A 16,281-nucleotide genomic window follows, 5' to 3' on the forward strand; every position below is an offset into this window, starting at 1 on the left:
AAGAAGACCGATGGCTCTAACTATTACCAGTTTACACCATCGGTCTTCTTAAGTCCAGCTAACCCTTGAACAGTAACAGCTTATGAAAAAGTAGACGATAGATTATTGGAAAAATATTGACTTTTCCGAATGATGATGGTATTTTTATTATAGGCCGTTGGGAGGCAAGGGTAATGCCCTAATCCAAATATCCCATTAGCGGGATTAAGAATGGTATATCCATTCTTTTTTTTTACCATAAAGGAGTGAAAAAAATGGCAGTTATAGAACAACCGATTACACTTGAAGAACAAGTACTGATGATGAAAAAGTATGTGCTGTTCAGACAAAAGAAGAAGATGAGGGATTTTTTGAATTATGCAGGATATTTTCGTGCCAGCAGATATGGAAAATTTCTTCTGTCACAAGTTGAAGCGGTAGGAAGTAAATCAAAACAAGATGCTTTATTCTCATTGTATTGGTTTGATGTAGAGCTTCGCCGGATTTTGACATATTATTGTAATCGGGCAGAGGTACGTTTTAAAAGTGCAGTATCGAATGCTTGCGCTATTCAAATTCAGAACGGAACATTCTATTTGGATAAACAGTTTTATACGCCATCACAAGGTGAAAAGGACGCAAAAAAAAGAAAACAGAATATTGCATTTTTTCACAATGCGTTTTTTAAAGATATTATGGATAAGGAAGAAAAACTCAGGAAAGATGTACGCAAATATCCGGAGTTGAAAGAATATAGAAAAGGTGGAAATCGCCAGAGTAATAAATTACCTGTGTGGGTGGCATTCAGTTATTTTGATTTTGGAACAGTCACGATGATGTATAATTATCTGCGTGGAGATCTAAGAAAATCGGTTTTAGTATATTCATTTCAAAAAGGAAATTATGCGAAAAGAGATACAGAACTTGTAGATACCTGGTTAGATGCTGTGCGAAATTTGCGAAATTACTGCGCCCATAATTCCATGGTGGTTGGTATGAATTCTTCTGTTGCATTGCTTGATCCGGTAGATGATGCAAAAATTTTACCGGAGGATAATGATTTGTATTCCAGATTATATGCTCTTAAAAAACTCATTCCGGCAGAAGATAAAGAAAAGCTAAAAAAGGATATACAGAGGTTAATTAAAAGAACATCTTTGGATATCAATTTACTTGGAATACTTCCTGAAAACTGGGAAGAAATGTATGATCAGATTACAGAATTTTAATTGGAATTTTTACATATAATATTAAAGCCGTTGGGAGGCAAGGGTAATGCCTTAATCCAAATATCCTATTAGCGGGGCGGGCAGGTGTAGATCATCTGTCCGTTTTTTTGAGACTTTATGTAGAAAAATATGAATAACTACATTTACTTTTTTTGAAAGAAAAGCAATGGTCTATGTATGTACAATTAACACAGATCATTGCTTATTTTTCTGTTATCCCCAGCAGATAATCGCAGGATACCTGGAAATATTCTGCCAGAGCCACCACTTCATAATCAGGTACAAAACGGATTCCCTGTTCGATTCGTAATACTGTCAAATCATTAAATTCATACCCAGCGAGCTGAAGCTGTTCAGCAAGTGCCTTTTGGGAAAGTTTTTTTGCTATTCGCAGCTCTTTCACACGTTTTCCTATTCGATTTTTGGAATTTGTATTTTTATCCCAGTAAATTATCATTCTCTTCCTCACACAAAACTTTCTAAAGATGAAGTTGTCATATATTGATTTTAAGGAGAAATCCTGATAACATACTTCTAAAGATGAAGTTATTGAAAATTTTCTTGTTCGGTAGTTAAGGAAAATTAATAATACAGCCTGTAACATGAAATACTTTTAGCAGGAAAGGTGGAAATTGTATGAATGAATTTTATGAGACAGTAGCAAATTTTCTGGAGGAAATACGTTGCGATTCAGAGGAACGGAAGTATGCAGTTGCTCCAGAAGATATGAAAGAATCAGTGGCGGAGATGAAAAAAATGCAGAAAAAATTTACGCAGCATTTAGAAAAAATGCCTGATGCTGACAGAGATGTTCTGGAAGAATACATCGAGGTGTTAGAGCAAGCTCATTTCAAAGAAGAGCAACGTGCTTATTATCAGGGAATTATGGATGGAGTGGAACTGTTGGGCGGTTTGGGACTTATAAAAAAGGGAAGTAATATGAAAAAGCTGGTAGAAAAGTTGAAAGAATAAGATGTGAGGTGGTATGCGTTTTTTACATACCACCTTCAGAAAAATTCAGATAAACTACAGATGAAAGACATATATTCCCGTTATTATCTTACGTGGGATTTTTATTTGTACGAAGATAGGCTTCAACGATGGCCAGAATGGTAGTAATCTGGTCATCGGAACATTTAGCCAGATATAATTGCAGCCGCTGATAGTCCAGATTCTCTGTATGATTATCTTTATAAAACAAAGGAACAGGTGAAACATTCAATGCACAAACAAGTTGTTTGATCTTCTCAAAGCTGGGCACATTTCCGCTGTTTTCTATTGCCTTTAAATATCTGCTGGAAATACCGGATATTTCCGCAGCCTCTTCATAAGTAAGTTTCTGGTCGGTTCGAGCCTTCTTAAAAAACAATCCCATTTCTCTGTCGATTTGCTTTTTCTTTGCCATGACTTACACCTCCATACACAGTGTATAGTTCACAAAGAATAAAGAAAATGAAGCAATAGTTCACGAAATATAAAGGGCATAGTTCCCTTTTGAAGAAAATAATAGGACTTTGGACAGTGCATATAAAAAAACGCATTGTTCAGAGGTTTTTGGCATAGCTTTTTGTCCTTTGATGCGTTTGGGAGGTTCATGAAATCCAGACAATTCAAAGGATTTTTTTGTTTTACAGAATGTAGAAATATTTTTCTGCAGATCCGGAGGCAGAAATAGGCAACATTTTTGTTGCTGTGAAATTTTCTGCTCTGAAAAGTGAATTATACGCTGTATTAACAGAAGGTAAAAACAGAAGATTTGATATAAATAACGTCCGATGGGCAGGCTTGTTAGCTGCCTGTACGGGCGTTTTTTATATATTCTTAAAAATTTCAAAAAAATTTTTAGGAAGCCCCCGACACCGGGTATCAACCAATCGGGATATGGAGCGAAAGGGAAATAAGAATTTCGCTCATAACCAGTTGGACGGGAAGGGGGTGAACTCTAATGGAGCAATCTTCTTCCTGGGATGAATGGACGGTTAGACATCAGTTTGATCGGATATGTAAATTGGCACTGAAGGGCGAAGTCATTGATTATCAAAGACATATGGCCTATCGGCAAAGGCACGAAGTGCTGTTGTCAGAATTGCCGGAAAAGGAGTTGAGCAAACTTTTTACAATGGATAAATACAATCTTGAAACACATCGTTTTCAGGTTCTTGGCTATGATATTGAAGTCAAAGATGCATTGATTGCGGAGGCGTTACAGACATTAACAGAAAAGAAGCGGAATGTTATTTTACTGTCTTATTTTCTGGATATGAGTGATGCAGAGATTGCAAGAGAAATGAATCTTGTCCGCAGTACCATCCATGAGCATCGTAAACGCTCACTCGAATTATTGAAAAATATTATGGAGGTAAGTACAGATGAGAAAGAATGATACACAGATGAAGAAATCTGAATTGCTGCCTTTCCATATTATTAAGGCAGCATCAGAAGGTGATGTGGAAGCAATCAATACCGTGTTGAAACATTACGAAGGGTACATAGCCAGCCTGTCTACCAGAATTATGTTCGATGAATTTGGACAGGTACATTATTGTGTAGATGAAACACTGCGTCGGCGTTTGGAAACAAAGCTGATTACAAAAATTCTAGCTTTTAAGCCTGTGCCTTATGAGACAGGTAAAGTTGGAAATCGACAGTAGAAGAGCAAACTTTTCTGAGTTGATTATACGGTATCCGGAATAAGGCTTTTTTCCCTTTCAAAAGCTGAATGACCGAATACAGCGCACCTTGAAAATTGAATATTGCTGATCCTGCAGGACGTATGGAGCAGTTGAGCTATGTGATGAATACGCCAGGACTACCTGTTTCCGTCACTTCCCGACAATTTGTCGAAAAGCTGGCGGGGATTGTAAACGAAGAAATACTGATAACGGTATTGAAGTAAAGGTACGAGCGAGAAATATTTGATTACAGGCAGAGGATGGGAACTCTGTGGCGATGATGCTGCTTTTGATAATGATACTTCCGGCAATAGTCCGGTCTGAAGAAGATGGTGCAATACCAATGTGAGCCATGACCTGATGGCTACCTGCAGAATTTATTTTGTAAAAGAAATAATGAAAGGGTAAAATAATGAACGGTAAAAAATTATTGAGATATAGTATGCAGTTAGCAATGTTAAAACAGTTATTTGTAAAGAAATTAATTAGCGAAGCAGAATATTTGCTGATTGAAAAAAGGTTGATGAAAGATTATGGTATTGTATCCAATATAACAGCTTGACGAACTTCCTGTGTTGCTCTATAATGAAAATGAACACTACGGTAGGAACACAAAGGAGGACAAAAGTGGAAATAGAACTTATTAAAGCAAATGATCCATTTGATGGTTCTTCCAGAAGAAGAATTGAACGTCTTAGGGTTGCAGCATATTGTCGAGTTAGTACAGATGATGAAGATCAGATTAAAAGTTATAATTCGATGATCAGACATTATACGGATTTAATTCAAAGTAATAAGGAATATATATTTGCAGGAGTCTATGCAGATAGAGCGATCACAGGTACAAAAGTTGATAAAAGAGAAGAATTTCAAAGATTGATACAGGATTGTATGGATGGTAAAATTGACCTGATAATAGCGAAAAGTATTCCACGATTTGCAAGAAATACTCTTGATACCTTAAAATATGTAAGAATGTTGAAAGAACGGAATATTGCTGTTTACTTTGAAGTAGAGAAAATCAATACTTTAAAAGATGGTGAGTTCCTTATGACGATATTAAGTTCCGTGGCGCAGCAAGAGGTAGAAAATACTTCCGCATATGTAAAAAAAGGCTTGAAGATGAAGATGAAACGAGGCGAGTTAGTTGGTTTTCAAGGATGCCTTGGTTATGATTATGATGTAAATACAAAATCAATCTCAATTAACGAAGAAGGTGCAAAAACAGTTCGTTACATTTTTGATAGATATGTAGCAGGAGCTGGAAGCACTATGATAGCCAGAGAATTGAATGAACAGGGAATATTGACTATAAAGGGAAATCCTTGGGTTTCATCCAGCGTAATGGGAATTATAAATAACGAGAAGTACAAGGGTGATATTTTATTAGGAAAGACTTTTACAGTAGATCCGATTTCTAAAAGACGTTTGGATAATCTTGGTGAAGAAGATCGGTATTATATACATAATCATCATGAGGGAATTGTGTCGGAGGAAACTTTCGACAGAGCACAGGAAATTCGGAACCGAAGAAATGGTGGAAGAAAGCATAATGTTACACCGGGTAAACGAGAAAAATTTAGCCGACAATACGCTTTTAGCTGTATGTTAGAATGTGGATTTTGCGGTGCAAGTTTATCCAGAAGGCGTTGGCACAGTAACTCTAAATATAAGAAAACGATTTGGCAATGTGTAAAATCAACCAAAAATGGAAAGCGATTTTGTCCAGACAGCAAAGGAATACCAGAACAGGTTATAGAGGAAGCCTTCATTGAATCATATCGAATGTTGTGTAAGGACAATAGAGATGTTTTGGATGAGTTTTTGAGAAGAGTTGAAAAAACACTGGGTGAAAATTCTATTCCGGAACAGATAACTGCCTTAGATAAAAATATAAGTAAAATCCAGGCGAAGCGAAAGGTACTTCTTGATAAATATTTAAAAGGTATTGTTTCACAGGATATTTACGAAGAAACTGATATAGGGTTAAAAAAAGATTTTACAAATGAAAAAGCAAAGCTGGAATATTTACAGCAACAATTAGATGATGAAACTTCCTTACAAAGAAGGGTTTCAGATTTCAAAAAAGCACTGTCAGAAAATGAAGTATTAGAAGAATTTGACAGAGGTATATTTGAGAGTATAATCGAAAAAGTAATTGTTGGTGGATTTGATGAAGATGGAAATAAAGATCCCTATAAAATTACTTTCATATATAAAACAGGATTAAAAAATGAAATTGGAAATGCAAAGGAGCGTTTCGACAAGTCTAAGAAGATGGGGGATAAAACCAAAGAATTGTGTTCCCATATCGCAGACGAGTTAAAAGGAGTGTGTTCCTTTGTTAGTGACAACACATGTGGAGACGGTTGTTCTTTTGTCCCAACAAAAACCAGATGACACGATAGAGATCGACTTAGACCTGGACGAGCTGGATGCCACCAGTGCCGAGTTGAAAGCAACCTATCAGGAAATCAAAGATTATGTGCTGAAAGAATTTGGCTTGAAGGTTTCAAGTTTATATATTTCTCAGGTAAAACGCAAATGTGGAATTGAAGTGGGAGAAAACTATAATCTTCCAAAATCAGAAAATGCAAGAGTTCCACAATGCCCGAAAGAGAAGGAAGAAGCTATCAAGGCTGCCCTGAAATATTTTGCGATGATATAAGGAAATCGCTGATTTCAAGGAGGAATAACACATGAAAAGCACATTTGAAAAAATGGGTGGAACCTACACACTTGGCGCAGACGGAATTTACTATCCGAATCTTGTCAGTACAGATGAAGAACCGCATTATGGGAAATATGGAATGATGCGGAAAACATATCTGAAAGAGCATCGTCCGGTAATGTATTCACTGTATATGTTGGAAGACAGATTGACAGAACATCTGAATGTTGTAGACGATGAAGCACAGGAAAGGATGGATATTCTGGTGCGTCAGATGATGGAGAAGCAGGGGATTACGGAGGAATTGAAAGTTCGTGATCAGATGGAATGGGTCAGAGTGGTAAATGGTATTCGTAGTAGGGCAGAAGAGATTGTGTTAAAAGAATTAGTGTATATTTAAGGTAATGGAAAGCTCTTTCGGGAGCTTTTCGTTGATTATAGAAAATTTAAAGATGATAAAGTGTAAGGTGGAGGTAAAATTATATGAGAGATGATTTTTCACAAAGAACAAAGGATTTGTTAGCTAATAGAGTTGGATGGAAATGCAGCAATCCTAATTGTAGAAAAGCAACTCGTGGAGCAGGAATAGGAAAAGAGAATATCATAAATATTGGAGTTGCATCTCATATTACAGCAGCTTCTAAAGGCGGACCAAGGTATGATGAGAACATAACGTCTCAAGAGAGAGCATCAGCAGAAAATGGAATATGGTTATGCCAGTCGTGTTCAAAATTAATAGATTCAGATGTGAATAGATATACGATTGCTAAATTGAAAAAATGGAAGGAAATTTCAGAGCAAATGGCAGTTCTTGATTTGGAAGAAGCAACAGCAGAGGAGCAACATGAAGATAAAGAACTTATAAAGTTCTTTGTGCAATGTTTTGATCGTCCAGCATTTCAGGATAGAATATATCAAGAAGGAAGAATGGAAGATTTTGATAAGGCTATTGAGGATACTATTATCGCTTTAAATACGGGAGTTCTTAGAACCAGAGACGGAAGTATCTTAAAAAAAGCAGACGGAAAATCGTCTGTTGTAAATATAGAGTGGCGGGAGAAGCTTAATACAATTTGTGATATGTTGGTTGCACTAAGAAAACGATTAAAAATTGCAAAAGACACTGGAGCATATTCATTATATGGAGAAGATGATGTGATGTATTGTTTCTATGACAGAGATTTGGCAATATGGTTTGATTCAACAAGGGAAGAAATATTAAAGATATTATCTTCAATTTGTGAAGAAATAGGAATACATGGATTAGGTTTTCCTAGGAAACGGTACGAGTGGTAACTGATAATAATGGATAACTGTCATAAAGGGCTATTGGAAGTAATAAAGAATGATGAGCAGTTTACATTCCTGCGTGAAAAATATTGAGATGAAATAAACATGTTATATTACGGATTCTTCAAATGGAAAGAAATATGTTGGCTCTGCAACAGGTGAAAATATGATTTGGGGAAGATGGAAGGATTACATAGCCAATGGAAATGGTGGAAATATTGAGTTGAAGAGTTTGGATTTTGAATATATCCAGAAGAATTTCAGATATAGCATCTTGGAAATATATAAAAGTACAACAGATGATGATGCGATATTAGAGAGGGAATCCTGGTGGAAAGAGCTCTTAATGACTCGACAATTTGGATATAACAAGAATTAGAAATCATAGAGAATGGGGGAATGCTTTCAAAACTAGAAAGCAGAAAAGAATGTATGGAGCAAATTGAACTTATACAGCATTGGAATTATTTTTGTTCCCTTGCTGAACGATTGGATGATACAAAGCATTATATAGACCATGGTTTGCAAGAACATGATGGAATAAGAGAACTTGTACATGGAAAAGTATACTCTGATATTTTTAAACAAATAATTGTTTTAGCAGCCTCTGAATTTGAAATAATGAGTAAGGCCTTATGTAGTGCTAAGGGAGTAAAAACCAAGAGGATAGGAGATATAAGCGAAACAATACTAGGAGTATTCCCTAAAATTATTGATTTTGAAGTAAGTACACCTTTTTGGATTAATACACCTTTACATGATTGGAAGACGACACGTATTGATAATGGAAAGAATGTAAAAGTAGAAGGCTTGGACTGGTGGTTTGCATATAATTCGATAAAGCATGACGAAAAGGAATCTATAAAAAATGCAACATTTGAAAATGCAGTATTAGCATTGGCTTCACTTTATATTATTGAAATTTACCTAATGAAAGAACTGTTTGGAAATATGAGTATTATTTACACATATCCGACAGTATATTTTAAATGCAAGTATTTGCCCCATTCTGTTAGCAGTGGAGAAGGATTGTTGCCGGATGAAGGTGGTTTATCACCAACTGAGAGATATAAAAAGGAATGTCCCGAACTTTTTAAGAAGTATGAAATAGAATCAAAGTGATTGTGAAAAATGGTTGTGACAAGTTGATATAACACAATTTCTTTTAATTAGATATCAAAGAAGTATCGGTTGAAAGCTGTTTTTTAGTTATCATAAAAACTTACTTATGTCCAGCCTATAACAGGCTGGGCAATTTATTATAAATAAGTACAACAAAGAAGGTAATTTATATGGATTCAATATTAGTTTTTGATGATTTTAAGCATTGTTTTAGGGAATTAGACACCTCAAATTATAATGATGATTTAGTTGTAGGATCTGTTTTTTTTACAAGAGATGCTATAAATGTCATTGAAAAATATTACAGAATAATTGGTTACATAATATGCGATGATAAGGGCGTTTATTATCCGATTGATGTGAGAAAAAATGATATAGCCATATTGGAAGGAACTTATAATTGCATAGAGGATGAATTAAAGAAGGAATTGGTGCCATATAATATAAAGATCGAACCAGCAGAGGTATGGAGTCCTTTCTTTTTTCGTTGGCAGTTCATGTGTGATTGGAATGTTTTTGAAACTTGTGGAGATTTTATAAATATAGCCTCAAAAATAATAGGAAATGAGAGGCTGATGAAGAAGATTATTGATGACAAAATCGATTATGTCCTTCCAGTAAATTATAAAGAATTATCTCAAATGGTACGAGGCTTGAATAAATTATTTGGAGTTGAATTTTATAATAAGGATTATTACGAAGAGATAAACTATTTATTTGATTCGCTTGTGAATGGATACCATATAAATATGTCTACAGAAGAAGTTGAGACGTATTGTTATCAATTATGTAATTACGTTTTGAAAAGAATAGAGGGAGAACATGTATAATTCGGGAATAGGTACACCTTATTGGTTTGAATGGGAAATTGGAATACTAGAATGCTTGAATATGCTACAAGATACATCAATTGAATCAGTAATACTTCAATCAACTGATTTTCAGGCATTAGATGATGTCGTAGTAAATTATAGTGATAAAAGCATTTTAAATATTCAAGTAAAACATACAGATGAAGATGCTAATTTCACATATTCTTTTTTAGCTTCTGGGAAAAAGCCTTTACTGAATGAGTTGGCTTTAGAATGGAAGAATAATAAAGATAATTATAATTTTAAAGGTATTCAAATTGTAACAAATAAAAAATGGGGTCCGCAGGAAACAGATGGAAAGTGTTCAATGGATGACTTTATTTCCAAGGTGTTTCCATGCTTACAAGATAATTATAATTATACTTCGGCAAAGCCTAATGAGCAGAAGGCTATCGAATGGTACAGAGAAAATTTGGAGATAAATTTAGATTCAAATGAGGCGGCGTGTTTCACTAAAATTTTCTCTTTTAGAAAAGAGTCGTGTCTTGCTGATGTGGAAGAAAAAATACGTGTGAAGATTGGCGAAATACTAGGAACAGATAATAGTGATGCGATAGATTTTTGCTTAAATAGTCTTCTTTCTAAATTGAATATATGGGCAACATCAAGAAGAGAGAAGCAGGAAATAACAAGAGAAAATGTATATGGAGCATTATGCTATACCGAGCCGGATGTTCCTTCATATGAACTATGTCCAGAAAAACCGATACTTCCTTCTCGACAACGGTTTGGGGAGACCTTTATAGATGACATTAAAAAGAATAGTAATCATATCATATTCTTAGAAGGATTACCGGGCTGTGGAAAAACAAATTTTATAAGTTATTTATCACAGATGAATGAGTCTATAGTTGATTTTAGATTTTACACATATCTCCCAGTAAATAAAGTAGATGGTTCATATAGTGATGATGAAGGCTTTTATTTGGGCAATATTTTGTGGAGAAGTATTCTCGTACAGCTTAAGAAAAAATTTGAAGAGAATAATTTATTATCTGTTGTAAAGTTTCCACTTATATACCAATTTATGTCTGTTTCTGAAATGCGGGAAACGGTAATACATTTCCTACCGGAATATGCAAAATGTATAGGAAGGCCTTGCTACTTTTTTATAGATGGATTAGATCATGCTGCAAGATCAAAAGATGCACGAAATTCATTTTTATCTCAATTGCCAAGACCAGAGGAAATCGGGGATGATTTTTATTTTGTCTTGGTCGGACAGCCTATAAATGATGGTTATCCGTCTTGGATGAAAGATAATAAAGGTATTACATATTACAGCATGCCGGCTTTGGATACAGATGATGTTGTTATATTATTAGAGCAAAGCGGTGTAGCAGAGAATACAGTCGATATGGAAAACTTGGCGAAAACCGTTATTTCAGTTATTGGGAACAATGTTCTTAATATAATATTTGCAATTCTGGAATTGAAGAAAATGGTATTGCCACTTTCCTTCGAGGCAATAGAGAAGGAACTAAATAGTAGGTTTTTAAATAAACAAATTGATAAATATTACGAATGGATTATTAGTTCGCAGGAAAAAAGCCTTTTGCTATACAAAATTGAGGCAATTATGGCGTTTTCAAGTAAACGTATTAACGCTTATGATGTGGCTCAAATGTGTGGAGTTGAACACGACGAGGCGGCGTTTGTTTTAAATGGCTTATATCCAATTATTGTATGTGAAGGCGATAGATACTTCGCTTTTCATAATGATGTAAGGCTTTTTTTACAGAATGCAATTATTCACAATTCAAATATAAAAGGAATTACCGAATCAATAATTAATCGAATTAAACAGGATAGAGAATTATGGAAATATCGATATGATATCTCTTTTAATTTGCTAGTATCTTGTAAGGCCACTGATGAGGTGTTGAAACTGATTGACGTTGAATATGTAATGGATTCAGCATTATATGGGATATCGTTTGATAGGATACTTCAGCAGTTTATACTAGCGCACCAATTGCCAATGGATAGTCTTGAAGAAGTATGCATACATTCAAGTGCAGTGTCTCTTTGTTTGGCACAGTATGCAAATTGCATACAGTATTATGCAAAAGAATCGGATTATTTTGAAGCACAAAGTATCAACAAAAAGACTAAAGCGGAAAAATATTGTTTGAATGTTAAAAATGATATAGAGCAAATCATTTTAGATATTGATTTTGCTGCTAAGGCTGGATTTGAACGAGGACATAAACTTTTCGATGAATACCTCAGTGGATATAATATAGAGGCATTGTTAAGCGGGGAGCTAAACAAAGAAACGCTTGTTAAGGCAGGATATATATTTCGATGCTATGGTGCAGATTATATGGATGCTCTTACTGGAAATTCTAACGATTATGTTTATTTTGTAGATGGATGGTTAGATGCCAGTGTAAGTATTACATCAAAAGAAGATATCAGGCAAACATTCACTTTTAAATGGTATAATCCAGATTCATTGTATGCATATATTCATCAGATTACAGAAGAAAAGAATCTTGAAAAAGAATCATTTGACGAATTGTTGAATATTCTTTTGGGAATGTCTGCATCTATAGAAATAATTATAGAGATTTGCACATATGGACTGTTAAACTCATATAAATGCGAAGCTGGGATAGAATATATTGGCAACCATTTAAGTGATATTATAAAAATAGATAGAGATTATAAATACGAAGATTTAAGAATAATTTCTTTGATTAAGGCTAACTTGTGCCTGTTTGGTAGGATTGAGGAATCGTTAGTTGAAAAATGTTATAAAGAAATATTGAATCTAACTCATAATGGTGAATCACAAAGAGGTTATAAACCAGCATTGGCACAGTATGATATTGCAAAGCATGTTAGTGAACAATTTTATTCGGTGGACAGAAATGATGTATTATCTAAAGATGATATCTTTTCATTGATTTATTTTGCGGATAAGTACGGTGCTGGATCTGCTCATGATTGTAATGGATATACTGTTATGAGATTTTTACGTAAAGTATTGGTGAGCTTTTCCGAGCATAACCCCAAGGCAGGAATTATCGATACTATTTGTAAAGCGGTTGTTCAATGTTTGGAATGGGATAAGACTCGATTTATTCCGGAGTTTAACAGGTTGTTCTGTATATCAAATGCGCATGCTGATTTTCTAAAAGTTGCAGAATATTGGTGTGGCGAAGATGGAGTGGCTTGGAGATCAGAATATGATGAGATGGAAGATTTATGTAAAAACATGATACCTGCATTAGAATACTTTGGAGAAAACAAGTTTATAGAGGAAGTACGTGAAAAACAGAAATATAGAATGTTTGGCTATGTGGGAAGAAAAGACTATTCGTTAAATGGTTTACTTGATTGTTATAAAAAACTTCCTCTGAATGAAGAAAAATTATGCTGTTATGGCATGAGACTGTTTTACGTTTCAAATTTAGCGGATTCTATTGGTGATAATAGGTTTTCAAGTGAAGTTGACCGAGAGTTGCTAGAGGATGCCGTTAAATTGGGGTACAAGTACTGTAATGCATTATTTGAACTAAAAAATACTCCTAAAGATTTAGTTTATTGGAGAATGAAAGTTCTTGATTCTCTATATTGCAATATAGATTTGATTTCTGATGATTCTGAATTAATTGCGTTATACAGACTTACAAATTCATGGATTAAAGAGTATATAGAGAATGATAGAGAATACAATCGATTGGAAACCTTAAGAAGTTACAATTATGAAATTATTTCTCGCATTTCAAGTTCTGAAATTCGGGAAAAGCTTATGGCAAAAGGATTGTATGATAAAGCGGAACATAAAGATTTCTCTGTAGAAACAGGAAGGGACTATAATCTCGAAATTATCAATCTTTTAAAAGAAGATGGATATAATGAAAAGGCGGAAGGAGTAATTCTTACACAAATAGATAAAAGAGAAATCGGATTACATAAGCTGATTATGGAGGCAGGAGATATTATCGCCCAAAAACATATGGAAGAATATGTAAATAGATGTGTTGTTAAATTTATTCTATCTGAAAGCAAGTATGGTTATATAGGCAGCGGAATTAGCGATGTATTTGAACGTTATTATGAAATGTTCAATGATAATACATGGAATCTTTTATTTGAAAATATAGTAACTCGATTCGCAGAAAGTGATTATGGCATAATTGCCTCGTTGTGGGGAGATTTTACAATTTTCTCAATTTATTATCTTTCAAGAATAGATAAAGATAAAATAAAAGCTTTATTCGATTGTTTATGTAAAACACATGAAAGTCTTTCTTCGGCGAATGGAAGAGTAAAAATAAAAGAAGAAAAACTGATATTGGATGAGAATATTACGTCGCTCTCTGATATGGTAAATTTTCAGCTTAATATATGACTTTGGGTAAAATACTTATTCTTAGAAAGGAGGGATTTTGTGCCAAAGCAGAAAAAAAGAAGGCTTGCTGATTATTCGACTTCAGAGATGGTAAAGCTTTGCGGAATGAAAGCCAGCAGTACTTTTGAAAACAAAAGAGATAAAGTCTTTGAGAGATATGAAATAGATCCAACTCTTTTTAAAATGGATTCTAGCATTGAGGGAGGAGAAAACTTTTATCCTGTTGTTTGTGCTGAATTATTGGCAATTCTAATAAAAAATTGGGATAAAAACCCTTCAAGTAGAAAAAATGCTAACAGAGATAATGTTACAGTGACTCAGATTTGTGATTTTTATAGGGCATTATTAAAAGATGTAGATGATCTTCCAAAAGAATTGAGAGGACTTATATATAAATCTTGCCAGAGTCATTTTACTACAAAGTGTCTTGTAATATGGGCGGAAAGAGTAGTAAATGGATTGGCATTATTTACAGAAACGCATATGAATCAACCAGAGGAAAATATAGGTAAGCTTTGTCAGGCTCTTGCTATTAATTTGGATAAAATGACATACATGGAATACATGAATAATAAGCTTATAGAGGCTGTCCCTTGGATCGCTCAATTTGGTGTATTTCCAAATCCTTTTAACATGAGTTCTATGCAAAAACCAGCAATAGGTACTCAAAATGTTGGTCTAGACGTTGGCTTGGCAGAGTTGATTAAGGCTATTGCATTAGAGATGAATAGCGATAAGGAAGAAATACAGTATGAGTCTATAAAAGATGAGGAATCTGATGTTGGCGCTGTAAGGGATGTGTATTACAAAATGGTACAGTCATGGTATGTCTCGTCAGAGTTTGAAGAATATACAACAAATACATATTCCAAAGGAGCTTCTGCTTGGAAAAACTGGGCCGAAAAAATTGAATCTGGCGAGATGGAGGGGAAAGATGCAATTGTAGCATTTTATGAGAAGCAACTTGCGGAAGCAAAACTAGAAGTTATGGCATTGGAGCAGCGTTTAGAGGCAATAAAAAATGACGAGCCAGCTATTTTTCCGGTGACTGCTGAGGAAATAGAGGATATTAATGATGCGTACGTAGAGTATTTCGGTGATAAGTATGGTAAGCAGACTGATAACCATCGGTATGCAGATGTATATATTGGGCAGATGCTATGGGCATTTTTAACCCAAGAAAATTTTTAAATTTCGTACTTAAGTATTTTGGAGAAAAACGGTGCTATCCTTAACTTACAAAAAAGAGAAAGGAGCACACTAGTATGATTTATTTTTTGTCTGAATCAGAAAAGAAAACTGCCATTAAAGAATATGCTGGTCGTCAAAAGACAATTAGACAGCTTGCACAAAAATATGGCGTCTCGTATGAAATAATGCGACGAATAATGGTTAACGCTGGATACTCGAATGGGTTGAAAGTAAGGTGAAATATGAGTGCAACCGGCTGTCCATTTATTAGAACAGCCGGTTTGTTACCATAAGAATCATAAAAGGGGGAGTGCACGATTTTCGCGGCTGTCAGATATTTTCGTTATTTTGTAGATTAATATTACAAACAAGTGTTCGCGGTGATATACTTTCAGAATAGTAGCAACTAGAAAAACTCGATATGTTTCCGACAACAAGAAGGGTTTAGGTTGCGGATTGAATAAGGGCAAAATGTGCGTAAGCGCAAAATATTGCTACGTTACTCATGAATTACGCTTGCACCAAAATGATAGATGCAAGCGTCTTTCTCTATTTTAGTTTTGACAGTTCGTTTTCGCAGTCTCGCTCCATGGGGCAAGCTGTTCCAACTGCTCATCTGACATTTTATCGTCTGGCCGCTGTGATAAGAGGACGAAAAATCCTATTTGTTCAGCTCTTGTGTTTATAATGGGCAAAGAAGAACCAAATTATAATTCCATATCATACGACCTTTTCTTAGTTCGAGCAGGCTGATTTCGCCGCATCTCCTGTTTCCTCTGATATTCAAGTTCCCAGGCACGATAGGAAAAAACATCAGGATCTTCCACATTGAGATAATCTACCTCATTGGCGGCAATATCACGGCGGTGATAGTCATAATACTTACCAAAAG

The 16,281-nt window shown here is 34.8% G+C and carries 15 protein-coding genes and 2 pseudogenes; 14 read left to right on the forward strand and 3 right to left on the reverse strand.

Annotated features, from left to right (window positions below):
• Nucleotides 1-254: 254 nt before the first annotated feature.
• On the forward strand, nucleotides 255-1,208 hold the full coding sequence (locus WMO75_RS15905) for an Abi family protein (protein ID WP_173721358.1): 954 nt from the start codon (nucleotides 255-257) through the stop codon (nucleotides 1,206-1,208).
• 202 nt (nucleotides 1,209-1,410) lie between these two features.
• Here WMO75_RS15905 and WMO75_RS15910 read toward each other — a convergent pair whose 3' ends face one another.
• Nucleotides 1,411-1,665, reverse strand: a complete 255-nt coding sequence (locus WMO75_RS15910) for a helix-turn-helix domain-containing protein (protein ID WP_173721359.1) — start codon at nucleotides 1,663-1,665, stop codon at nucleotides 1,411-1,413.
• Nucleotides 1,666-1,844: 179 nt separating this feature from the next.
• Here WMO75_RS15910 and WMO75_RS15915 point away from each other — a divergent pair, with 179 nt between their 5' ends.
• On the forward strand, nucleotides 1,845-2,180 hold the full coding sequence (locus tag WMO75_RS15915; RefSeq protein WP_173721360.1) for a hypothetical protein: 336 nt from the start codon (nucleotides 1,845-1,847) through the stop codon (nucleotides 2,178-2,180).
• A gap of 88 nt (nucleotides 2,181-2,268) precedes the next feature.
• Here the strand turns inward: WMO75_RS15915 and WMO75_RS15920 are convergent, their stop codons facing one another.
• Nucleotides 2,269-2,613, reverse strand: a complete 345-nt coding sequence (locus WMO75_RS15920) for a helix-turn-helix domain-containing protein (RefSeq protein WP_173721361.1) — start codon at nucleotides 2,611-2,613, stop codon at nucleotides 2,269-2,271.
• Nucleotides 2,614-3,153: 540 nt separating this feature from the next.
• Here WMO75_RS15920 and WMO75_RS15925 point away from each other — a divergent pair.
• The 12 genes and pseudogenes from WMO75_RS15925 (at nucleotide 3,154) to WMO75_RS15980 (ending at nucleotide 15,389) form a co-directional block, all read left to right on the forward strand.
• Complete coding sequence (locus WMO75_RS15925) at nucleotides 3,154-3,591, forward strand: RNA polymerase sigma factor (protein ID WP_173721362.1); 438 nt, start codon at nucleotides 3,154-3,156, stop codon at nucleotides 3,589-3,591.
• A complete protein-coding gene (locus WMO75_RS15930) occupies nucleotides 3,578-3,859 on the forward strand; it encodes a helix-turn-helix domain-containing protein (protein WP_173721363.1) in 282 nt (93 codons plus the stop codon). The genes WMO75_RS15925 and WMO75_RS15930 overlap by 14 nt, the downstream gene beginning before the upstream one ends.
• Nucleotides 3,860-4,292: 433 nt before the next feature.
• Nucleotides 4,293-4,442, forward strand: coding sequence for an SHOCT domain-containing protein (locus tag WMO75_RS15935; protein WP_173721364.1), 150 nt, complete (start codon nucleotides 4,293-4,295; stop codon nucleotides 4,440-4,442).
• A 65-nt stretch (nucleotides 4,443-4,507) separates the two neighbouring features.
• A complete protein-coding gene (locus tag WMO75_RS15940; RefSeq protein ID WP_349078489.1) occupies nucleotides 4,508-6,280 on the forward strand; it encodes a recombinase family protein in 1,773 nt (590 codons plus the stop codon).
• A pseudogene (locus WMO75_RS15945) lies at nucleotides 6,231-6,548 on the forward strand (23S rRNA (uracil(1939)-C(5))-methyltransferase RlmD); the annotation flags it as partial. The gene WMO75_RS15940 and the pseudogene WMO75_RS15945, both read left to right, overlap by 50 nt.
• A 31-nt stretch (nucleotides 6,549-6,579) precedes the next feature.
• Entirely contained in the window at nucleotides 6,580-6,951 is a 372-nt protein-coding gene (locus WMO75_RS15950) for a TnpV protein (protein WP_349078491.1), read from the forward strand.
• Between the two features lie 83 nt (nucleotides 6,952-7,034).
• The gene (locus tag WMO75_RS15955) at nucleotides 7,035-7,847 is read left to right on the forward strand and encodes an HNH endonuclease (RefSeq protein ID WP_117591688.1); all 813 of its coding nucleotides are present in this window, start codon (nucleotides 7,035-7,037) and stop codon (nucleotides 7,845-7,847) included.
• Between the two features lie 106 nt (nucleotides 7,848-7,953).
• Complete coding sequence (locus WMO75_RS15960; RefSeq protein WP_077327345.1) at nucleotides 7,954-8,220, forward strand: GIY-YIG nuclease family protein; 267 nt, start codon at nucleotides 7,954-7,956, stop codon at nucleotides 8,218-8,220.
• Nucleotides 8,221-8,273: 53 nt separating this feature from the next.
• Nucleotides 8,274-8,963, forward strand: a complete 690-nt coding sequence (locus WMO75_RS15965) for a hypothetical protein (RefSeq protein WP_117591687.1) — start codon at nucleotides 8,274-8,276, stop codon at nucleotides 8,961-8,963.
• A gap of 170 nt (nucleotides 8,964-9,133) precedes the next feature.
• Nucleotides 9,134-9,793: a hypothetical protein gene (locus tag WMO75_RS15970; RefSeq protein ID WP_077327348.1), complete on the forward strand. Its 660-nt coding sequence runs from the start codon at nucleotides 9,134-9,136 to the stop codon at nucleotides 9,791-9,793.
• Nucleotides 9,786-14,198 carry a DEAD/DEAH box helicase family protein gene (locus WMO75_RS15975; RefSeq protein WP_349078494.1) on the forward strand — a complete coding sequence of 1,471 codons (4,413 nt, stop codon included), beginning with the start codon at nucleotides 9,786-9,788 and terminating at the stop codon, nucleotides 14,196-14,198. The genes WMO75_RS15970 and WMO75_RS15975 overlap by 8 nt, the downstream gene beginning before the upstream one ends.
• Before the next feature lie 39 nt (nucleotides 14,199-14,237).
• Nucleotides 14,238-15,389, forward strand: a complete 1,152-nt coding sequence (locus tag WMO75_RS15980; RefSeq protein WP_349078496.1) for a hypothetical protein — start codon at nucleotides 14,238-14,240, stop codon at nucleotides 15,387-15,389.
• 707 nt (nucleotides 15,390-16,096) lie between these two features.
• Here WMO75_RS15980 and WMO75_RS15985 read toward each other — a convergent pair.
• Nucleotides 16,097-16,281, reverse strand: a pseudogene (locus WMO75_RS15985) (MobQ family relaxase); the annotation flags it as partial.

Source organism: Blautia intestinihominis, from assembly GCF_040096655.1.
In the GTDB taxonomy this organism is placed as follows: domain Bacteria; phylum Bacillota; class Clostridia; order Lachnospirales; family Lachnospiraceae; genus Blautia_A; species Blautia_A intestinihominis.